General features: G+C 52.0%; 22 protein-coding genes and 1 tRNA gene. 10 read left to right on the forward strand and 13 right to left on the reverse strand.

Going from position 1 to position 20,860, the window contains the following annotated elements:
* Window positions 1-66: 66 nt before the first annotated feature.
* Genes FMM01_RS06830 through FMM01_RS06840 form a run of 3 tightly spaced genes read right to left on the reverse strand, consistent with a single transcriptional unit; the run spans window position 67 to window position 2,044 of the window.
* On the reverse strand, window positions 67-873 hold the full coding sequence (locus tag FMM01_RS06830) for a hypothetical protein (protein ID WP_150391999.1): 807 nt from the start codon (window positions 871-873) through the stop codon (window positions 67-69).
* Window positions 870-1,703, reverse strand: a complete 834-nt coding sequence (locus FMM01_RS06835; RefSeq protein ID WP_150392000.1) for a YncE family protein — start codon at window positions 1,701-1,703, stop codon at window positions 870-872. The genes FMM01_RS06830 and FMM01_RS06835 overlap by 4 nt, the downstream gene beginning before the upstream one ends.
* Complete coding sequence (locus FMM01_RS06840; protein WP_150392001.1) at window positions 1,688-2,044, reverse strand: hypothetical protein; 357 nt, start codon at window positions 2,042-2,044, stop codon at window positions 1,688-1,690. Before FMM01_RS06840 ends, FMM01_RS06835 begins: the two co-directional genes overlap by 16 nt.
* A gap of 126 nt (window positions 2,045-2,170) precedes the next feature.
* On the opposite strand from FMM01_RS06840, the gene FMM01_RS06845 reads away from it, so the two are divergent.
* The 5 genes from FMM01_RS06845 (at window position 2,171) to FMM01_RS06865 (ending at window position 5,274) form a co-directional block, all read left to right on the forward strand.
* Complete coding sequence (locus tag FMM01_RS06845; protein ID WP_190973477.1) at window positions 2,171-2,929, forward strand: nucleoside phosphorylase; 759 nt, start codon at window positions 2,171-2,173, stop codon at window positions 2,927-2,929.
* Window positions 2,930-2,976: 47 nt separating this feature from the next.
* A tRNA-Arg gene (locus FMM01_RS06850) sits at window positions 2,977-3,050 on the forward strand.
* Window positions 3,051-3,154: 104 nt separating this feature from the next.
* The gene (locus FMM01_RS06855; RefSeq protein ID WP_027827820.1) at window positions 3,155-3,403 is read left to right on the forward strand and encodes a GlsB/YeaQ/YmgE family stress response membrane protein; all 249 of its coding nucleotides are present in this window, start codon (window positions 3,155-3,157) and stop codon (window positions 3,401-3,403) included.
* Between the two features lie 301 nt (window positions 3,404-3,704).
* Window positions 3,705-4,394 carry a sunset domain-containing protein gene (locus FMM01_RS06860; RefSeq protein WP_150392003.1) on the forward strand — a complete coding sequence of 230 codons (690 nt, stop codon included), beginning with the start codon at window positions 3,705-3,707 and terminating at the stop codon, window positions 4,392-4,394.
* Window positions 4,395-4,407: 13 nt separating this feature from the next.
* Window positions 4,408-5,274 (forward strand): DNA/RNA non-specific endonuclease, encoded by an 867-nt coding sequence (locus tag FMM01_RS06865; protein WP_150392004.1) that lies wholly within the window; start codon window positions 4,408-4,410, stop codon window positions 5,272-5,274.
* A gap of 59 nt (window positions 5,275-5,333) precedes the next feature.
* Here the strand turns inward: FMM01_RS06865 and FMM01_RS06870 are convergent, their stop codons facing one another.
* Complete coding sequence (locus FMM01_RS06870) at window positions 5,334-6,758, reverse strand: sugar porter family MFS transporter (RefSeq protein ID WP_150392005.1); 1,425 nt, start codon at window positions 6,756-6,758, stop codon at window positions 5,334-5,336.
* A 410-nt stretch (window positions 6,759-7,168) separates the two neighbouring features.
* Here FMM01_RS06870 and FMM01_RS06875 point away from each other — a divergent pair, with 410 nt between their 5' ends.
* From FMM01_RS06875 to FMM01_RS06885, 3 genes are all read left to right on the forward strand, one after another.
* Window positions 7,169-8,227: an IS30 family transposase gene (locus FMM01_RS06875; RefSeq protein ID WP_056989697.1), complete on the forward strand. Its 1,059-nt coding sequence runs from the start codon at window positions 7,169-7,171 to the stop codon at window positions 8,225-8,227.
* A gap of 140 nt (window positions 8,228-8,367) precedes the next feature.
* Window positions 8,368-8,829 (forward strand): DNA-3-methyladenine glycosylase I, encoded by a 462-nt coding sequence (locus tag FMM01_RS06880; RefSeq protein WP_150392006.1) that lies wholly within the window; start codon window positions 8,368-8,370, stop codon window positions 8,827-8,829.
* A gap of 17 nt (window positions 8,830-8,846) precedes the next feature.
* Window positions 8,847-10,013: a MalY/PatB family protein gene (locus FMM01_RS06885; protein WP_150393246.1), complete on the forward strand. Its 1,167-nt coding sequence runs from the start codon at window positions 8,847-8,849 to the stop codon at window positions 10,011-10,013.
* A 45-nt stretch (window positions 10,014-10,058) separates the two neighbouring features.
* Here FMM01_RS06885 and asnA read toward each other — a convergent pair whose 3' ends face one another.
* The 6 genes from asnA to FMM01_RS06915 form a co-directional block, all read right to left on the reverse strand.
* Window positions 10,059-11,066, reverse strand: coding sequence for an aspartate--ammonia ligase (gene asnA, locus FMM01_RS06890; RefSeq protein WP_150392007.1), 1,008 nt, complete (start codon window positions 11,064-11,066; stop codon window positions 10,059-10,061).
* 417 nt (window positions 11,067-11,483) lie between these two features.
* On the reverse strand, window positions 11,484-12,341 hold the full coding sequence (locus FMM01_RS06895; protein WP_150392008.1) for an NmrA family NAD(P)-binding protein: 858 nt from the start codon (window positions 12,339-12,341) through the stop codon (window positions 11,484-11,486).
* Complete coding sequence (locus FMM01_RS06900; protein ID WP_150392009.1) at window positions 12,334-12,756, reverse strand: MarR family winged helix-turn-helix transcriptional regulator; 423 nt, start codon at window positions 12,754-12,756, stop codon at window positions 12,334-12,336. The genes FMM01_RS06895 and FMM01_RS06900 overlap by 8 nt, the downstream gene beginning before the upstream one ends.
* A 125-nt stretch (window positions 12,757-12,881) precedes the next feature.
* On the reverse strand, window positions 12,882-15,416 hold the full coding sequence (locus tag FMM01_RS06905) for a M1 family metallopeptidase (protein WP_150392010.1): 2,535 nt from the start codon (window positions 15,414-15,416) through the stop codon (window positions 12,882-12,884).
* A 31-nt stretch (window positions 15,417-15,447) separates the two neighbouring features.
* Window positions 15,448-15,768, reverse strand: coding sequence for a hypothetical protein (locus FMM01_RS06910; RefSeq protein WP_150392011.1), 321 nt, complete (start codon window positions 15,766-15,768; stop codon window positions 15,448-15,450).
* Window positions 15,769-15,907: 139 nt separating this feature from the next.
* Window positions 15,908-16,414 (reverse strand): GNAT family N-acetyltransferase, encoded by a 507-nt coding sequence (locus FMM01_RS06915; protein WP_150392012.1) that lies wholly within the window; start codon window positions 16,412-16,414, stop codon window positions 15,908-15,910.
* A 128-nt stretch (window positions 16,415-16,542) separates the two neighbouring features.
* Between FMM01_RS06915 and FMM01_RS06920 the strand changes: the two genes are divergently transcribed.
* Window positions 16,543-17,262: a hypothetical protein gene (locus FMM01_RS06920; RefSeq protein WP_150392013.1), complete on the forward strand. Its 720-nt coding sequence runs from the start codon at window positions 16,543-16,545 to the stop codon at window positions 17,260-17,262.
* Window positions 17,263-17,347: 85 nt separating this feature from the next.
* Here FMM01_RS06920 and FMM01_RS06925 read toward each other — a convergent pair whose 3' ends face one another.
* On the reverse strand, window positions 17,348-18,100 hold the full coding sequence (locus FMM01_RS06925; RefSeq protein ID WP_150392014.1) for an ATP-grasp domain-containing protein: 753 nt from the start codon (window positions 18,098-18,100) through the stop codon (window positions 17,348-17,350).
* A 15-nt stretch (window positions 18,101-18,115) separates the two neighbouring features.
* A complete protein-coding gene (locus FMM01_RS06930) occupies window positions 18,116-18,409 on the reverse strand; it encodes a hypothetical protein (protein WP_150392015.1) in 294 nt (97 codons plus the stop codon).
* Between the two features lie 321 nt (window positions 18,410-18,730).
* On the opposite strand from FMM01_RS06930, the gene FMM01_RS06935 reads away from it, so the two are divergent.
* Window positions 18,731-19,651, forward strand: coding sequence for an Abi family protein (locus FMM01_RS06935; protein WP_150392016.1), 921 nt, complete (start codon window positions 18,731-18,733; stop codon window positions 19,649-19,651).
* Between the two features lie 49 nt (window positions 19,652-19,700).
* Here the strand turns inward: FMM01_RS06935 and FMM01_RS06940 are convergent, their stop codons facing one another.
* The gene (locus FMM01_RS06940) at window positions 19,701-20,759 is read right to left on the reverse strand and encodes an IS30 family transposase (RefSeq protein ID WP_056989697.1); all 1,059 of its coding nucleotides are present in this window, start codon (window positions 20,757-20,759) and stop codon (window positions 19,701-19,703) included.
* Between the last annotated feature and the right edge of the window lie 101 nt (window positions 20,760-20,860).

Below are 20,860 nucleotides of genomic sequence, written 5' to 3' on the forward strand. Positions count from 1 at the left end.
CCTCCAGCCCAAGTTTTGCTTCCTACCTATAGTATCCAATGTTGCTCCCCAATTAGGCAAGACAGGTTAGGCAGAAAACGCGATGAGCAGTGCAATGAAAGCGCGGTTGAGGATGATGAGGCCCAAAATCGGCACCAGCACATTCCGGGTGCGCCGGTACGCCCACAGCATGGGAATCGCCTGCATCCCGGACAGCCACACGTTCTGCATGAAGTTGGGATTGATTGGCGTCGTCATCAGGCCGGCATAGGCCAGCGCCGCCAAAATATTGGCCAGAAACTTGGTTAGCTCCGGTATGAACCGCTTATTCTGGGGCAAGAAGCGTTTGCCTAGCTGATAGAGGGCTAAGAATATCAAGATCAAGGCGATCACTTGCCCGGCCATCATCAAAATATACCGGACCGTCACGATCCAGTAATTATGCCAGGAAGCCATTTCCCCGATATCCAAGGCGCTGGACGAGTTGTGGACATAATGAGCCTGGACAAAATCCGCAAATAACCGGCCGATACCGTTAAAGATCAGCGTCAGCAAGCCATACCAGAGGGTGAGAAAGGTGTCCCGCACCCGCCATTGGGGGAAAAGCCGTCGCACACCGAGCCCGCCAAACGCCCACCAAACACTGCCCAGCACTAAACCAAGGAACAGCAGGCCGGCCGCAATCACCCGGATATCCAAACCGAGACTGCCATGCATCTGAAACTCGGTCAAGGATGGCGTGAAATAGATACTCAACGGATTCTTGGTATTAAACAATAAGTAAATGAACCAGATCGTTGCTAGGATCTTGATCCAAGCATTGATATCACCGACCGGCTCTTCTTCACTATAAAGAGACGGCCATAACCGGCGTTTTGATGGATTAGTTGTCATTTCGTTGCCGCTCCCTTCTGCTGCAGCTCCGCATCAACGATGGCTTTGAACGATTCCAAATTCAGGTGGACGAGCCGATCGATGTGGTCATGGCTGGTTCCGCGATATGCCCGCGCCGACGATTCGAAGTTGGCCCACAGAGTCCCGCCGCTGGTCGAAATCTGTTCCAGGTGGGAGGGGGCGTAGAATCGGGCCAACGCATCCGAATCCCGATAGACCGACCGATTGCGGTTATCAAAGACCCACAACCGGGATCGCCCGGGACCAAATGATTGGGACAAAATGATGTAATTCTTGTAGAAGGCCATTCCTTGGACTTGGGTCAAAATATCCTGCTTCAGCAAGGCGTTCGTAATCGTCTCGAAAATATTCGTGCCCACCTTGATCGAGTTGGTGCCGGTCAAGCGGCCATTCTTGCTCAGCTGATAGTGCTGGATGTTGCCAGTGCGATGCGAACCAACATACAGCTTGCCGGCATCGTAAGTGACAAAAGACGCCCGGGTGATTGATTCCAGCAGCGCTCGTTGATGATACGCAATGGGCCTCTTCGTTTTATTCAAGTCGTATTTTTCAATATCGCTCAACTTGATCGATACCAGTTCAGACTGGCGATTACGCCAGTTGCACACCCAGACCAGCTGGTTGCGCGGGTCATAGGCCACTCCGCCGACATGCGGCGTGCCTTTCAGCACCACCGTCTTAATATACCGGCGGGTTTTCAAATCTTGGACGTAAAGCACGGCATTATGGAAGCCGTCATGATCGTAAGCTGATGTAATGAGATATTGACCCGCCACGACCACACCTTGGGGTGTCATAGTCGTACACATTTCGAGACTGCCATCCTGAACGCTGATTGATTGCGTCGCGTTGGTTCCGGGCATAGCATAATGGGAAAATCCGTGTACCCGCCCAGCGAACTCTTGCCGCTCTCAATATCAGCCACACTCGTGAGCCGGGCAAAGGCGTCAAAGGCCTTGTATCTTTTCATCGTCTTCTCAAACTGCGCCTGACTATACACCGGGGCAGTGGTCGTTGTCGTCGCCGTGGTTGGCGGTTCGGTTTCTTTTAATTTTAAATACCGATAGCCCCAGCCATAATAGCCTAGAAATAACGCTGTCAGTACGACGGTGACCCCCAGTATCCACCAGCTTTGTTTCGTGATCCGCATAGTGTTCCCCCATCTACAACAATATATGAATAGTGTACACTATTTTACCCATATCCTGGACCTGGTTTCCAGAAAAAGGCTTGTGGTATCATGGGTTTAAGTCTTTTCAGAAAGCGTGATGATTCGATGTCTGAGTTACCTATTTTGAATTACGATCCGACCCAAAAGGCGGTCATTAACCCATTCCGGCATGAGGGATATCACTTTCCGGCAAAAATGCTGCTGGCTTTTGTGACACCGGATCATTTAGCTGATTTCTACGCGGAGTATCATGCCCAAGAGATCGGCACTCTGCTGACTTTCTCGAATGTGGTCCGGGTGCAGCAGATTCGCTTCCACGGGGAAGCCATTGGTATCTGCCCCGCGGTGATCGGCGCCCCGGCTTCGGCCCAGATCATTGATTTCTTGATTGCTTACGGCGCTAAACAAATTATTGCGGTGGGTTCCTGCGGTGTTCTACTGGATAAACCGGAAAACACCCTGCTGGTAGTGACCGAAGCACTGCGGGATGAAGGTACTTCCTACCATTATTTACCGGCAGCGCCGAGTATTCGGCTGGATGCGGACATGGCGGCTGCCATTCAAACCAGCCTGGCCAGTGTTGGCCAACCGGCCAAGCCGGTCAAAACGTGGACTAACGATGCCTTTTTCCGGGAAACGCCTGCGTTGATCAAGCAATACACTGCCACCGGCTATGAAGTCGTGGAAATGGAATGTGCCGCTTTAGCCGCCATCGCCCAATTCCGTGGGGCCAAATTCGGTCAAATTTTGTTTACCGCCGATTCACTGGCTAATCAAGAGAACTACGATGCCCGGGACTTTGGCCGGGCGTCGCATACCCGGGTGCTGGCACTCGGCGTCAATTGTTTGGCCGATTTGAATTAATTTGGCCTTGTTCTCGCTTCTTTGGTGCACTACCATGGAAGTTGCTTGCCTCCCTAGCGCAACTGGATAGCGCAACGGTCCTCGGAACCGTGGGTTGTGGGTTCGAACCCCACGGGGGGCATTTTGACATTTAGCGTGCATAATGCACGCTTTTTGTTTACCAAAGCGGTCTTAAATGGGTATACTTAAATAGTTCATATTGAATTTCATATAAGGAGTGATTCGATGCATTGGTTATGGGTATTGATCGTTGGCGCATTGATTGGGGTAATTGCCGGAGCAATTACGAGTAAAGGCAAGTCCATGGGCTGGATCAGCAACATTCTGGCCGGCTTGATTGGCTCTTCGATTGGTCAAGCCATTTTTGGCAGCTGGGGTCCGCAATTGGCCGGCATGGCCTTGGTCCCGTCGATCTTAGGTGCTGTCATCCTGGTTGCTGTGGTGTCGTTCTTTGTTGGCCGCAGCGCAGATTAACACGCAAGCCGCCGATTCTGGCGGCTTTTTGAGTGCAAAAAAATTCCCTTCGGTCGTCTAAATCGGAGGGAAAAGCTGCAACTGGGGAGAAGCAGCGTCAGTATGATCGACTATCGTCGGGCTTGGGGGCAGCAAATGAGTTAACGTTATCCACCCGACGACTGTATTATACTGCAAATTGTCTTTTATGAACGTACTTATTTTAGATTTTCTTCTTAATCCCCAATGGTTCACGGTCCTCGCCCTATGCTAAAATAAGAGTACATATGTTATTCATTGGACAAGCAAGGAGAGAAAAATTGTGGGAGAAATCATTCATAGTATTGGGCCATGGGGAGTCGTGGCCCTCTTCGCTGGCGCCGTCGGTCTGCTGATCTTTTTTCATCGGCTCAGGAGCCGCCAATCGTTTGGTCGATGGGCGCTTTTAGCTGCCATCCTGTTGCTGACAGTCGGCATCGCTGGCTGCGGTACATCAGACCAGTCGGCCAACACGGCCAATACAGCAAGTGTCAAAAAGCTGACTGCTAAGGAAAAAGCCGCTCAGGCGGAAGCCAAATCATTAGCCGCCAAGAAGTCCAGTCAAAACGCTGTGGCGGAATCACTCAGCAAAAAACGCTCGGACTTGGAAGACGAACTGGCCGCCAAAGAATCTGCAAAGGCAGAAGCGGCCAGCAAGGAATCTGCACGCCAGGCGGCGGCCTCTTCTTCTGCCGCTGCCCAATCGTCTTCACTGGCGGCGGCAGCTGAGAGCAGCAAACAGGCGGCGGCGAGCAGTTCCCAAGCCGCTGCTGCCGCCCAGCAAACCCAGACGGCCCAAAGTCAACGGGGCGACATGAATACCGCCGAAACCGGAACTATCGTTGGCAACGTCAACTCCAAGATCTACCACGTACCCGGTCAGGCCGGCTACCGGATGAATTCCGCCAACGCGGTCCACTTTAATACGGAGCAGGATGCCATCAACGCTGGTTATCGGAAAGCATTGCGCTAGGGAGGCCAACACGATGAAATTACGCAAATTAATGCCGCTGGTGCTGGCCGCCGCTTTTTTCTTCGCAGGCTGCAGCACTGGCCAACCAGATAACCAGGCCGCCCAGCAGTCGTCTCTGCAAACCACAGTCAGCCGCTTAGCGCAGACCAACAAAAACACCGCCGCTAAGATCAAAGATCAGGCGGAGTCCATGTCTTTGGACAAAGAAGTGATCAGTGAGCTGGAAAAGAAGCTCAACAAACAACCGGCAGCGCCAAAACAGGAGAGTGCCAAGCCGACGGCGGCCGCATCAAGCACTGCCGCCCCAGACCTGGCCAAGCTGAATTATTCCGGCACGCCGGAAATCACCGTGAACAACAACGATCCGGGTTTTTCAGCCAGTGACCAAAGCACCGCCAAGGGCGGCTGGGAAAGTTACGCCGACCTGGACAGCTTGAACCGGGCCCAGGCGGCCAACGCTCTGTTAAACCGGTCCTTGATGCCCACCAGCAAACGGACCGCCCTCACTTGGGACCCCACCGGCTGGCGGAACAAGCGCACCGCCCACGGCTGGCTGTATAACCGCAGCCACCTCATCGGTTTTCAGTTGTCTGGCGAGAACAACAACCCGAAGAACCTGATTACCGGAACGCAATCGTTGAATAATCCGCATATGCTGGCTCATGAGATGGACATTGCCTACTATTTGAAGCAGAGCAATCAGCACTTCATCCGCTATCAAGTCAAGCCGGTCTATCGGGGTAACGAACTCGTTGCCCGCGGCGTGCAAATGCGGGCCCAATCCGTCGGTGATAATACGGTGCGGTTCAATGTGTATATTTTCAACGTCGAACCGGGCTATACGATCAACTACACTGACGGTACCAGTGTAAAAGGCTAAAGAAATCCCTGGGTGTCAGACTGAACCGTCTGGTACCCAGGGATTTTCTGTCGCTATCATTACCGGCTGTTTGGATGCCGCAACGCATAGCGCGGCGTCTGTCCGGTCATTTCTGCCTCTTGTTGAATGGTTTCCAGAGACTTGCCCGCCGTTTCCGGCGCACACTTAATGACGAACACCAAAGCGGCCAGGTTCGTACCCACGAATACGCCGAAAGAGCCGGCCATACCCAGGTTATGGACTAAGATGGGAAAGGTGTCGCCCACCAGAAAGTTGCTGAGCCACAGGAAGAACGTGGCGAACCCCATCCCGAGCCCGCGCAGCCGGCCGGGAAAGATTTCTGACAGCAGCAGCCAAGTCATGGGTGAAATGGCGCCTTGGAAGAATGCGAGGAACAGCATCGTCAGGCCAACAGTTACATAGGGTTGGATGGCGCTGCCGTTGAGAAACTTCACGACCAAGGCGATGCCGGCCATCACCCCGGTAGTACCGACCAGGCCCGTGATCAAGATCGTACGCCGCTTGACACTGCCCATGATCCGAATCGCCACGAGGGACATAACCACCGAGACAGCCCCGTTGGCAATATTGGCGATCAACGCGCCATCCCGGCCAAATCCGGATGCCTCTAAGATAGTCGTCCCATAATACATGATGATGTTGACTCCGGCAATCTGTTGGGTAACGCCTAGGCCAATGCCAATCAGCACCAATCGGCGGATCCAGGGCGTACCCAGGTCTTTAAGACTCGGCCGGGCCGTAGTTCGTTCGGCCTGCATCGCCTGGTTCATCTCTGCCATTTCTAACTGGGCCTCGTGGTCGGAACGAATGGTGTGGAGCACCCGCAGGGCCTCGCCTTGTTTACCGTGGGCCGTCAGCCAGCGGGGTGATTCTGGGACAAAGTTGATCCCGATCCACAGCACGATTGCTGGGATCGTGGCCAGCACGATCATCCAGCGCCAAATACCGTGGACGGTACCAAAAGTCGTCCCGAGTACCGCATTCAGGATGAAGGCCAGCAGCTGGCCGGTCACGATCATCAGATCATTCTGAGTGACCATCTGACCGCGAATGCTTTTCGGGGCAATTTCTGCCAGAAAGCTTGGTACTAAGACAGATACCCCGCCGACTGCGACGCCTAGAAACAAGCGCGCCAGCGCGAGGACTGAAGCACTGGGAGCCAGTGCGCTGAGGGTTGTCATCAAGGCAAAGATAACCGCTAATATCCGAATCGTCCAGCGCCGCCCGCGCTTGTCGCCGATTCGGCCAATGACCATAGCGCCAAGGGCCGCGCCGAGTGTCAGCGAGCTGGTTGCCAGGCCTTCCATCTGCGGGCTCATATTCAATTCACTGGGCTGCGCCATAAAGGGCAGCGCCCCGTTGATCACGCCGGTATCATACCCGAAGAGCAGCCCGCCGCAAGTGGCGATCAGCGAAATGATTCGTAAGCGCCGCCTCTGGGGCTTAGTCAAATCTTGAGTCATCGCCGCATCACATCATGGTAAATAGTCAATTGATTCTGCAAAATACAAACGCCTCCTGCTTTTTTAGCAGTCGATTTGGTGAATACAAAAATAGCCGCAAATCGCGTGCGGCTGGCAAAACACAAAGTAACCCATTGCATCTGATACTTGAATATCTAAAAAAGATGATAAGTCATGGTGGTGCTTTCACTAAAAAATACTTGCTCCGTCAATAACCGACTGCAACTCTAGTATAACACTGATCCAGGTTTCAGAAAATTGAATAACCCGCTAAAAAAGCAGCCGTAAGCCGGATTTAAAATTGAAGTGCAACGCCGATTGAGTTAGACCAATCGACCGGGTTGATTTAACAAAATAGGCCATGAAGACCTATCCTTGAAGCGACTAAACTACCAAGAAAGGTGACCTTCATGACCCACAATCAGTCTAACAGTCTCGGCTCGTACACTCAACTCACAGAGGGCGAGCGCGGAATAATTGATGCGCTTTGGCACTCCCATGAATATTCCATTCGCGATATTGCACACATCATCCATCATTCCCCTAGTACGGTAAGCCGTGAGCTTAAGCGCGGCCGAGTCCAGCAACGGGATTCGAATTATCATTACTACAAGGATTACTTCTTTGATGCTGCCCAACGACAACACGAAGAACGACAGACCCATTCCCACGCCAAGAGCATGTTGGAGAAGTGTACCTACTTCTTTAACTGGCTGACCGCTCAGATCAAGAAGCATGCGTATCGTGAACAAAGTATTGATGGGTACGTGCATCAGTTCCAGCAACTCTGGCCTAATCGTTCGTGCCCCTCAACGCCGACCGTGTATCGCTACATTGATGCCGGACTGTTGTCAGTGACCAACATGGATCTGCCTGAGAAGTTGCGGCGTCGCGAGAAAAGGCCAGGCCGTAGTCATGCGCGTAAGAATAAACGCATCGCTGGAACGTCCATCGACAAGCGGCCCAAACAAATCAATAACCGCTGGTTTGTTGGTGACTGGGAAGGCGACCTGGTGAAGGGGAAGCGTTCTGCCGACCAACCAGCATTACTCACCCTGACAGAACGTGTCACACGTTATGAGCTGATCTACAAGATCCCAAACTATCACGCCCGGACTTGCTTAGAGGCCATGCAATACGTTCTGAACACACATGATCCTTATCTATTCCACTCCATCACCTTCGACAACGGTTCTGAGTTCGCCCTCTTGGACCAACTCAGAGGAACAAAGATCTACTACTGCCATCCCTATACACCCAGTGAACGTGGCAGTAACGAGAATGCCAACGGCTTGATTCGAGAATTCATTCCAAAGGGTCAATCACTATGGGAAGTCTCTAAGGAGAAGATTCGTAAGATCCAAGATGTCTTAAACCACCGGTTAAGGAAGTGCCTTGGATACCGCAGCGCAATCGCGGCGCTCCAGGCCTCCCCCCTGGGCCTGGAGGAATCCCTGCCCACTACCTAAACCAATTCACATGGATGAGTCTTCACTGTTGCACTTAATTTGACAATTCGGGAAAGCAGCCGTAATTTGACTGCCGCCCCGCGCCCATCCCAGCGACTGGCGTGGTATCCTACAATAGAAGAAGAAAGAGGGTCCGCATCATGGCAGAAGAAGCAAACGGAATTAACGAGTACCATCAATTATTCGGCCACGCCACCCATGATCCGCAGGTGCTGTTCAAATTTTTAGTGGTCGCCGTGTTCCAGCCCGGCTTGAGCTGGAAGGCCGCCGCCAGCAAGCTGCCGGAGTTCGACCGGGTCTTTGCCCATTTTGATGCCCAGAAAGTAGCCGGTTACGATGAAGAAACGATCGAAGAAATCGAGAATGACCCGGCGATGATCCGCAATCCGCGTAAAATCCGGGCCATCGTCCAAAATACCCGAGCAATCGTTCAGCTGAGTCCGGAGTTCAAAGACTTTGCGGATTACTTGTGGTCATTTCAAGGAGCGGATGGAAAAACCGTCGCCAAGGACATGAAGCAGCGCGGCTTTACTTTTGTTGGTCCAACCACCATCCAATTAATGCTTGTCGGTACGGGAATCGCCCCGCGCCCAATGAAATAGGAGGAGATTTTTTGCCAATGTATGATTTTGTCACTGTCCCGCCTCGCCGCCACACGAATTCAATCAAATGGAACGTTCAGGACACAGAACTGCCGATGTGGATCGCGGATATGGAATTCGAGACCGCGCCGGAGATCAAAGCGGCGCTGCAGACCAAAGTGGCTGCGGGTATTTTCGGTTATGAAAAAGTGCCGGCCGAACTGTTCACCACCGTGGCGGCTTGGAATCAGCGCCAGCATCATTTTACTTGTCCGCCGGAGTGGATGCTGTTTGCCACCGGTGTGATGCCGGCGATTGCCGCCATTATTCGGCGGCTGACCAATCCCGGAGATAATATCGTCTTGCAGCCGCCGGTATACAACATGTTTTTTAACGCCGTGGAAAGCAACAGGCGGCATATTTTAGCGAATAATCTCATTTATGATGCCCATGACTTATCCTATGCCATTGATTTTGCGGATCTGGAGAAAAAACTGGCGGATCCCCAAACGACCATGATGCTGCTGTGCAACCCGCACAATCCCATCGGCAAGCTGTGGTCTCGCGACGAACTGATCCGGATCGTGACGCTGTGCCGAGATAATTCAGTGACCTTGATCAGCGACGAGATCCATCGCGACTTGGTATTGGCTGACCATGACTACGTCTCCATTGATTCCCTGCCGGCCGATTTGATTCAGCACACAATTGCCACGGTATCGCCGAGCAAGACGTTCAATCTGGCCGGCTTGCACGCGGCCATCGTGACCATTCCCAATCCCGCGCTGCGGGCCATCGTCACGCATGGTCTGGCGGTGGATTGGCTGGGGGAGCCGAATCTTGTGGCGATTCCAGGCACCATCGCAGCGTATTCTGAAGGTGACACCTGGCTGGCCGCTTTGAAGGCGCACTTGCGGAACAATGTTGTTTTTGCTCAGGATTATCTTGCGCAGCGTTTACCGCAGATCAAATTTGCCGTGCCGGAAGCTTCCTATCTGTTGTGGTTGGATTGCACGGCTGTGACCAGCAACAGTGCCCGGCTGAATGACTTCCTGCGGGAGAAGACCGGTTTGGTCTTGGCGGCCGGGACGGATTACGGCGCCGCCGGCCGGCATTTCCTGCGAATGAACATTGCCTGTCCGCAGACGATGCTGGCAGACGGGCTGGCGCGGTTGGCGACCGGAATTCAAGAGTATCAGGAATAGCAAAAAATCCGAGGACGGCCGACCGTTTCCTCGGATTTTTTTTATTTACAAAATATGAATATCATGGGCTGCACACTCATCGATCATTGCTTGCGGCCAAACGCTCGCCTGTACTTCCCCGACGTGGGCCTTTCCCAGCAGCAGCATGCACAACCGTGATTGACCGATCCCGCCGCCAATGGTGTACGGCAGCTCTTCGTTAATGATCATCTGGTGATACGGCAGGCGCAGGCGATCTTCGGCATCCACGGACTTCAGCTGGGCCAGCATGGCGTCCTTATCCACCCGGATACCCATGCTGGAAATCTCCAACGCCCGCTGCAGCGGTTCATACCAGAACAGGATATCACCGTTCAGCGTCCAGTCGTCATAGTCCGGTGCGCGACCGTCGTGGCGCTTGCCGGACTTCAACGGCCAACCGATCTGCATCAGAAAAACACAGCCCAGTTCCTTGGTGATCGCGTCTTCCCGTTCGCTGGGCGTCTTGTCCGGCCAGCGATCTTCCAGTTCTTGCGTGGTAACAAAATGAATTTCGTCCGGTAAATGATGGACCGCTTGGGGATACTTGTACCACACCTCGTGCTCCATGTGCTTGATGACTTTGAAAATTTCCCGGACGGTCTTTTTCAAAGTATCCGTGTTGCGCTCGTCTTTGTCGATGACTTTCTCCCAGTCCCACTGATCAACATAAATCGAGTGGAAATTGTCCAGGTCTTCGTCCTTGCGAATGGCATTCATGTTGGTGTACAGCCCCTGGTGCATCCCGAAGCCATAACGTTTGAGCGCCACCCGCTTCCACTTAGCCAGGGAATGGACGATTTCGATCCGTTCATCAGGCAGATCGGCCATATCAAACGAAACCGGCTTTTCCACCCCATTCAGGTTGTCATTCAAGCCAGTGGATTTTTCCACAAACATCGGTGCCGATAACCGGGATAAATGCAGTTCTTTACCAAACTCGTCTTGGAAGGTTTCCCGAATATAACGGATGGCTTCTTGGGTTTGGCGGACAGACAACTTCGGATCGTATTCTTTGGGAATCGTGAGATGCATAATGCGGCCTCCTAATTTTTAACGACCAGCACCGGCTGGGCTCTGGTCGTTTTAGTTTGCGGGGCAAACAAAAAGTCATTCGCCCCAATTCAAGGGACGAATGACAATTCGCGGTACCACCCAAGTTGCCTATCCAAAATAGGCCGCCTCACACAGCGTACTAACATACGCCTCCGGATGGTAACGTACCGGTAACGTCGCGGCCTACTAGCAAAGCGTTCAGCGCGAGACTCGGAAAGTGTTATTCAGGTTCACCGTTGCCGTCTCGAGTTCCCACTAGCCTCGATTCACTGTCCGGATGGCGCACCCTACTCGTCTTTCCGCTTGTCGTTCGTTTATTTGATGTAACAAATCATAACATGGAAAAAGAGAATGTCAAGCCCCCAAGATGAAATTTTTATGAGCTGCCAGCAGCGGTTACTCAAGAAACAGCGCTGCGTTGGCTTGCACAAATTGGGCCACCGTCCGGGCCGGGCGCTGGAGAACCTGCTGCACTGTATCCGTGACGCCCTTGGCATTGCCCAGCCGAGTGATCACATACAGCATCACCATGACATTAACGAACTCTTTCTTGACACCCCGCCGGATCATGGCCCGGCGAAATTGCAGCAGCCCGGGATGGCTGTAAGTAATCGGCACCCCCAGTGTCTCGCTCATGATCTGAGCCACTTGATTATAGGTGATTGCCGCCGGCCCGGTGATAGTCAAGGCTTGGCCGAGGTATTGGGGATCAGTCAGTGCCGCGGCGGCCACCGCCGCGATATCTTCGGTATCGATGAAACTGGTCTTGGCCCGGCCGGCGGGAATAAAGAGATCATGGTGCTGCTGAATATCTGCCAGATGGGTAGTACACAGATTCTGCATAAAGAAACTCGGTCGAATGAACGTGTGCGGCAAGCCAAGCGTCGTGATCATCTGTTCAATTTTCCGGTGCGGCACCATTGGATTTTTTTCAACCCCCATGAGTGAAATAAACACTACCTGGGCGATGCCGTGCTCCTTGACTGTTTCCAGAAACGGCCGCATATCCTGTTCGGGATTCGCCAATTGCGGCGGCCGAACGAAGAAGACTTTGGTCACCCCCGCCAATGCCGGAGCAAAGGTGCTGGGGGCAAGAAAATCGAAATGCACCGTGGCGACACCCAAGTCCTGCATCGTTTGGGGCACGTGATGACAGACTCCGGCCACCACAGTACAATCCGTTCGCTGATGCAGGATCTTGACCAATGGCCAGCCGATGTTGCCGGTACTGCCTAATACTAAGATTTTATCCATGCGTGGGTTGTTTCCCTTCTAATTTCGTCAGCAACTGCTGTAATTGACGTTGTTCCGGAGCGGTCCATGGCTGTAAAACACTGTGCAACGTCTGCTCGGCAATGGTCGCACAACGCTGAAACGCGGTCTGTCCCGCCGTGGTCAGGGACAAGACATACGCGCGGCCATCCACCGGAGAACGCCGGCTCGCCACCAATTCCTTTTTCTGCAGCCGATGGACAATGGCGGTCGCGGTGGGCCGATCCATATCCAGAATCGTGCCGATCGCCGCCGCGGTCAGCCGCTCCGGCGCTGTGGCAATCTGAGCCAGCACCGCCCATTGCTGACTGGTAATATTTTCCACCGCCAGGGCGGTGGTCAGCTGATACTTGATGTCCTTGGCAATCGCCATGAGTGTATAGCCTAGTGTCGGCATTGGTGAGTCGCTTCCTTTTGCAATATAGTAAGTACACTTACTATATGCTTCGTTGCTGGTTTTGTCCACTCGTCAAAAAAGCGGTGCTGGATTTCTCCAACACCGCTCGCTTCATTACCGCTCACTTATTGAATTTCTTTAGCTACAGCCGCATTGACGGCGTCCTTTTCCGCTTCAATCAAGTCTACCCGACTGGCGATAACCTTGGTATCCATCTGGATCTCCCGAGTCAGCCCCGGCGTATTCAGCTTCGGTTCGAAGAAGGCCTTAAACTCGTTCAGGCGTTCCCGGGTGCGGAAAACATTGGCTACAACGGTGATGTAGGTCGTGAACTCCATGTCGCCGCCGACCTTTTCTTCCAGCCACTGCCAGTTATTCCGCAGCCAATCCCAAGCCGCCTGTTCGCCGTGATGGTTGGCTAAAATACCGTAGAACCAGGAACGCAAGTCTTGGGGCTTGACGGTATCGGGATCTTTGAACAGACCAATCAGTTTAGCCAGGAGCGCCTTGTCCGGCGTCTGGGTCACAGCGGCGCGCAAATCACCCTTGTAGCTGCCGTCGGTGGTCTCCCGGTAAGCCGCCACCAACTCATCGACCAGATCGGCGCTGCCGAAGTCATGGACTTCGTTGGCCAGCACGTAAAAGCGAATGTCCGCCGGCAAACTGGCGAGCTTGTCCGCATTGGCCTTGAACAAGTCATGGGCAGCAGCAATGGCTGCCCCGTTCTTGCCATACAATGCCGCACTCAAGATAAATGGCCGAGTCAACTGATCATCGTTGGATTCATGGGCCTTAGGCGTCCAGCCCAAACGAGCCAATTGATCCGCACTCAGCTGATTGTAGAAAGCCTTCAGCTGGTTTTCTTCCGGCGAATCGGGGGTCACGAAACGCTTCAGGTTGCTTGCGACGCGATATAGGGCCGTGTTGACCACTGCCGCATGACTATCCGCGAACCGGGGAAGCAGCGGGACCAGCGTCGCGTAAGAAATCTGGCGGCCGTCTGCCAACAGGCGCAGATCTTGTAACAACTGCAGCTTGGCGATATCGTCCAGTTCATCGGTATGCGTCAAAATGTCCTGCATCAGCGTGTCGTCATACTTCACGATGAAATGGGAATTATTGCCCACGTTGACCCGGAACGGTTGGCCGGCGGCGGCCCGCAGCTTAGCATAATCGCCGACCGTCACTTCTTTGTCCTTCATGATGGCTGGCGCCGCATCGTAGTTGCTGTTCAGCGGAATCTGCCATTGCCGGCCAACGTCCTGACCTTCACCAATAAAGAATTGTTTCTGGCTCAGCGTCAACTGACCGTCTTTGACCGCGGCCGTTACTACCGGATAACCGGGTTGATCCAGCCAAGAATGCATGATGGCGCCAATGTCCAAACCGGAGGCTGCCCCCAAAGCGGACCACAGATCAGCACCCGTAGCGTTGCCGTATTGATGAGCCGCAAAGTAGTTCTTCAAGCCGGCCCGCAAGGCATCGTCACCGATCAGTGCCCGGACCATGACCAAGAGCCGCGCGCCCTTGGCGTAAACAATGGCCCCATCGAACAGGGAGTCGATTTCGGCCGGATCTTCCACATCAACATGGACCGATTGCACGCCATCCGTGGCATCCCGCTGCAGTGCAGCGGGCGCTTCAGAAGTCTGGAACGTCTCCCAAATATGCCAATCCGGCTGCAGGGCGTCAACAGAGACATACTCCATCATGTTGGCGAAACTTTCATTCAGCCACAGATCGTCCCACCACTTCATCGTCACCAAATCACCAAACCATTGGTGCGCCAATTCATGGGTGATGACCGTGGCCACCAGCTGCTTGGTATCCAACGCGGTATTGTCCGGATCTAACAGCAACAGTGCTTCCCGATATGTCACCAGGCCCCAGTTCTCCATCGCGCCGGCCGAGAAGTCCGGCAGCGCTAATTGATAAGAATGCGGCAGCGGATACGGCGTTTGATAGAAATCTTCGTAGAATTCAATTGCCCGTTTCGCGATATCCAAGGCAAAGTCCAGCTCATTAGCTTGGTGCGCCTTGGTAGCGAACACGCCAATCTCAACGCCGCTCTTCGTCTTGGTCAGCTTGCTTTGCATTTCGCCAAAAGCAAAGGCAATCAGGTAAGTAGACATCCGGACAGTGGTGACAAAATAGTGCACGCCGTCTTTTTCAGATTTCTCCGGCATATTGCTGATGATGGTTTCGCCGGGATGTTCGTCGAACTTGATGGCCAAATCAAAAGTTGCCTTGGCTTCCGGTTCATCGACACAGGGGAAAGCCTGGCGGGCCGCATTCGTTTCAAACTGCGTACCGATCAGCTGCTTTTTCTCACCGTTCAACTGATAATAGGATGGATAAATGCCCATCATCGTGTCGGTCAACGGCGCCGTATAAGTAATCGCCACCGTCACGTCGCCAGCTGCCGGCAAGGTGATACGGATGGCATCGGCCTGGTCGTCCGTGGTGAACGGCACGTCTTGATTGCCAGCCTGGACAGCAGAGACCTTGAGATACTTCTGGTGCACGGAGATCTCCTGTGCCTGGGCGGTGCCGGTGATCGTGGTCTTACCAGAAATCAGTTTCTTTTCCCGATCGATGTCGATATAGACATCATAATGTTTGGGTTGGAATGTTTCATAGAAATGCTTCAATTCTGCCATATTTTCCCCTCAATTCGTTAGGATAAGGCCATTATACGACATTTGGCCTACAAACGGGGGCCTGGGAACCGCTTTTCCACCGAATGACCCGGGCGATGATGCTGTCTACCTCCTCTGAATTGAGGTATTCAGGCGTCGTGACCCGCATGGCCTGCTGAACAGAAAAGGCAGCATCGCCGCCGTTCAACCGGGCACACCGCGCCAGTTTAAAAATTGCGTCATGACCGGCCAAAATCAGTGTGCAGGGCTGGACGGCGTGACCAGCCGCCAGCGTATGGCCCGTCGCCGCATGCCAAAGCGCGTTCAGTTCCAATTCTGTCAATTCTCGATTAATTAAAGTGCATGTCTTCATTTACTCGCCATCTTCCTGAAAAGGGGATGACAATATTATTGCCCACAATCGAACGGGCGTCAATTATGGATTAGTATTTAATGGACTATTTTTGCAAAATAATTAAGTAAGCGGTCAATCAGCTTCTTGTTGGTCGCTGCTAATTTGTTTCGGGAGTCAGTGCCTTGCTCATATAGAGCACCAAATCGTCGTCATTGCGGCTCGGCGCGTTCATCGGCAGCGGTTTGTCTTGATACCAAACGCCGCTGCCGTCAGGGACATACCCCCGCTTGACGTATAATCGCTGGGCCGGACCATAACCAGCATGCAGACCCACGCCGAGGCTGACAGCGGCGGCGAGCTGGGCGGCGGCTTGTTCAGCGGCATCTAGTAAGGTACTGCCGATACCGTGCCGCTGGAACTTGGTGAAGACGTTGAAGTCGCTGATTTCGGGCAGTTTATCCGCGAACGGACCGGTGAGCGCCGCTGGCAGCAATGTGACGTAACCGGCAATGGTTCCTGCTTCTTCTGCAATGAAGACCCGGCGCTGACGGGTTGTTTGGTCATGTAGGTACTGGTGCAAGACCTGCGTGCGCAATGGCCAGCCTTGCTGGACAAAACTAGCATTGACCGCCGCAATATCGCTGAGCTGCATTGAGCGAATCATCCTCCTGATGACCCCTTTCTAAATGAAATGGTCCAGATATCGAAATACTGGGTCGCCGAATTTATTGTGAAGATTTTATCTATACGATAGAATATCAATAACAACGGTTTTTGAAAAGGGGAAGAACCATGAAGATCATTTGGACACTGGTTACAATTGTCAGTCTCATTGCCCTGATCTACGGTATCTGGCAGTGGATCCGCTCAGCTCGGGCTGGGCAAAATAATCGAACTGCTAAAATCATCACGGCGATTGCAACTGTCTTGTTTTTCATCAGTATCAAGTCAATCATTGGGACACTGATTGCGGTGGCCGGCATGCTAGCTCTCGGTTCCGGCATCTGGCGCTTGTTCAGAAAGCGAACGGCTGGCGGATCATTGCTGCTCATCATTATCGGTATTGTACTCGTCATGGCGGGCACAACCCTGGTTGGTCCATCGTCAAATCTCCATGAAGATGCTGCTCGCTCAACACAGACCTCAGCCGAAGCAAAATCGTCAGCAGCCGAAGAGGAAAGCAGTGCAAAGGCCGAGTACGAATCTTTGACCGCGAAAGAATCATCAAGTCGAGCGGAAGCTGCTGAATCCTCCAGTCTGGAAAAAGCCGCAGCGGAATCATCTGCTGCAGCCAGCTCATCTATTGCACAAGCCGAACAGGAAGCTGCGTCATCATCACAAGCAGCTGTTCCGCAGAACACCAACGATCAGCAACTGGTTTACATCACAGCCACCGGATCAAAATACCATTTCAATCGCGGCTGTCGCGGTCTGCGCAATGCCAACTCTGTATCAACCATGAGTTTGTCGGATGCAACTGCTCAAGGATTGACCAAATGCGGATTTGAATAAAATCAAAAAGACTGGCGAAATTTTAAACGCCAGTCTTTCTTTGACCATCACGGCCACCGCACCATATTCATTCCGTGCTGGATAATCAGAGAGAATCAGGCACAACAAAGACGTCGTTTTCTGCAAAGAACGGCGCAACAAGCTGCTGCCACCGCGCCTGTAAGAAAGCCGCATACTTATACGGACTCAAGCCGTAACTTCCCAGCGCATACCCATCATTCACTTCAACAATCAACGTTTTTCCATCCTGTGTGGCACCAATATCGAGACTGTAAGCCGCGGGCGCGTCGTTCCAAGCAGTCACTGCGGTGTCCAATACTGTGGCATCAAAGGAAAAATGATAATCGCCGGCATACGGCCGAACATCAATTACCGTACCATCTAGGATGTATGCTCGCCATTCGGCAACAAACTCCACAGCGTCACTCACCCAAACCCGTGTGTCTTCTGCCATACCAATCCCCCGTAGATCCTGAGCCTGATTGATCACCCGGCCGGTAAACCATTTCGTCGTAGAAACCGGCTTGATGAAGACGCCCCAAGAACTCGGATTATTGATGATGTCTTCCAGCTTGGCTTGATGGACATTTCTACCGATATACGGCTGAAGCGCTGTTGGATAGTCAAAATGCGGCACCTGAATCCCCATCGCCGCCAAAAACGCTTGGGTCTCGGTGACGTAATCAACGAGAATGTCATCTTTAGTGAACGTGCCAATTTCTTTCTGTTCCCGGTAGTGGATAACCTCTTCACCACGCAGATAGAAACCAAGTGCCGCGTTATACGGATTCACATTCGCTTCAATTGGAAACTGGGTATCTTTTACGTAGACTGTCATACAGCTCTCCCCTTGTCATTGAAATCGATCAGTAAATGCATCGCACCACGCGTATAAGTCGTCATTGTCTTCTGGGGCTGCTTCAAGGGCGGCTTTCATTGCATTGTACTTTTGAGTGGCTTCTTCAAGGCTGGCTGCGAACGCAGTATGCATCAGCACGCCATACAGTCCCACGGTGATTGCGAAGTATCGCGCCTGTTCCAGCGTGATGTGGGCATAGTCCGCCACTTCTTCATCTTTGAGAATAGTGCCGCCTTCGGACCCAGTTTGCCCGACAGTCTCTCCAGACTGATAACTTTCCCAAATCATTGATCCTGCACCTCCCTCAAATTGCTCAAGTTCCCTCAAATTGCTCAAGTTCCCTCTACATGGGTCTCAGTCGCATTACTGTACAGACAAGTTAACCGTCCTGTATAATTTGAACAATAATGCCGGAACTGCCAAGGATCTTACTTGCATTGTAGACTCCGACACTGTTTAGGCCAAGTCGGGTAAATCAAAGTCCGGCATGTTGAATAAATTGACAATCCCAAGTTTTTAGTATATCATGAGGCCAAGTTGAAATGCCTGTATCTAAACTCAGGTCGAGAAAACACCTCATGGTAAGAAATTACTGTGAGGTGTTTTCCGTTGCAGAAAAAACATGACGAAGTGGGTTTCAGTTCGTACGCCCAAATGCTGAATAAGTTGCGCAACAAAGGAATGATTATTGATGATGATGGCCTAGCAATTGAACTATTAAAAGCCCGTGGATATTACAACTTGGTCAATCGGTACAAAGAGGAGTTTTTCGTATCAGGAACAACTGAGTATTTGCCCGGTACGCATATGGTTGATCTGTTCTACTACCATCGAGTTGAAGACGACCTGATCAATATCCTTTTCAAGTTCACAATCAACTTCGAGCAACGCTTTAAAGAAGCCATGGCGTTTACATTAGCAAAGAATTTTGGGCTGAAAATGAATAATTACCTGGATCCGTTACGATACAGGAATAAGAAACAAGCTCAAAAAATCACTGGATTTTTGCGTGCCGAAATTGAAAGATGCACAGATAACCCTACCGCATATTACAAAGCGGAGTATGGCGACCTTCCACCGTGGATTATGTTCAGCAATCTTTCTTTGGGACAATCACGGATGCTGTTTTCAGTGTTCCCGTCCGATTTGACCAAGTATGTGGTTGCTGAGCTGCTTCCAATCCATATTGACCCCACTGATTGGCGGGAAACTCAGCCAGAGCATTTCATTGTGGAGGAGTGGGAAGATAAACGGGTTTTGAACACTAAGACTGAAACCGATTTTCACGAGGCGCTTCAAAAAGATGTGCGTGAGCTGATTGAACTGGTTCGAAATATGATTTCAATTATCAAGGACTTTTGGAATGCGTTCGCGCACGGTCATAGAGTCCTTGATTTTCATGCACGTCAACGATTGAACTTCAAAAGTCTTCGGGTATTCGTCGGGAAAAAAACTTTTACAGACGCAGAATTTTTCAATGACAATCTCGGGAAAAACGATTTGTTTGCTTTCCCCGAATTGTCAAATTAAGTGCAACAGTGAAGACTCATCCATGTGAATTGGTTTAGTGTGAATTGGTTTAGGTAGTGGGCAGGGATTCCTCCAGGCCCAGGGGGGAGGCCTGGAGCGCCGCGATTGCGCTGCGGTATCCAAGGCACTTCCTTAACCGGTGGTTTAAGACATCTTGGATCTTACGAATCTTCTCCTTAGAGACTTCCCATAGTGATTGACCCTTTGGAATGAATTCTCGAATCAAGCCGTTGGCATTCTCGTTACTGCCACGTTCACTGGGTGTATAGGGATGGCAGTAGTAGATCTTTGTTCCTCTGAGTTGGTCCAAGAGGGCGAACTCAGAACCGTTGTCGAAGGTGATGGAGTGGAATAGATAAGGATCATGTGTGTTCAGAACGTATTGCATGGCCTCTAAGCAAGTCCGGGCGTGATAGTTTGGGATCTTGTAGATCAGCTCATAACGTGTGACACGTTCTGTCAGGGTGAGTAATGCTGGTTGGTCGGCAGAACGCTTCCCCTTCACCAGGTCGCCTTCCCAGTCACCAACAAACCAGCGGTTATTGATTTGTTTGGGCCGCTTGTCGATGGACGTTCCAGCGATGCGTTTATTCTTACGCGCATGACTACGGCCTGGCCTTTTCTCGCGACGCCGCAACTTCTCAGGCAGATCCATGTTGGTCACTGACAACAGTCCGGCATCAATGTAGCGATACACGGTCGGCGTTGAGGGGCACGAACGATTAGGCCAGAGTTGCTGGAACTGATGCACGTACCCATCAATACTTTGTTCACGATACGCATGCTTCTTGATCTGAGCGGTCAGCCAGTTAAAGAAGTAGGTACACTTCTCCAACATGCTCTTGGCGTGGGAATGGGTCTGTCGTTCTTCGTGTTGTCGTTGGGCAGCATCAAAGAAGTAATCCTTGTAGTAATGATAATTCGAATCCCGTTGCTGGACTCGGCCGCGCTTAAGCTCACGGCTTACCGTACTAGGGGAATGATGGATGATGTGTGCAATATCGCGAATGGAATATTCATGGGAGTGCCAAAGCGCATCAATTATTCCGCGCTCGCCCTCTGTGAGTTGAGTGTACGAGCCGAGACTGTTAGACTGATTGTGGGTCATGAAGGTCACCTTTCTTGGTAGTTTAGTCGCTTCAAGGATAGGTCTTCATGGCCTATTTTGTTAAATCAACCCGGTCGATTGGTCTAACTCAATCGGTGTTG

This window comes from Schleiferilactobacillus harbinensis (assembly GCF_008694105.1).
Taxonomy (GTDB): Bacteria; Bacillota; Bacilli; order Lactobacillales; family Lactobacillaceae; genus Schleiferilactobacillus; species Schleiferilactobacillus harbinensis.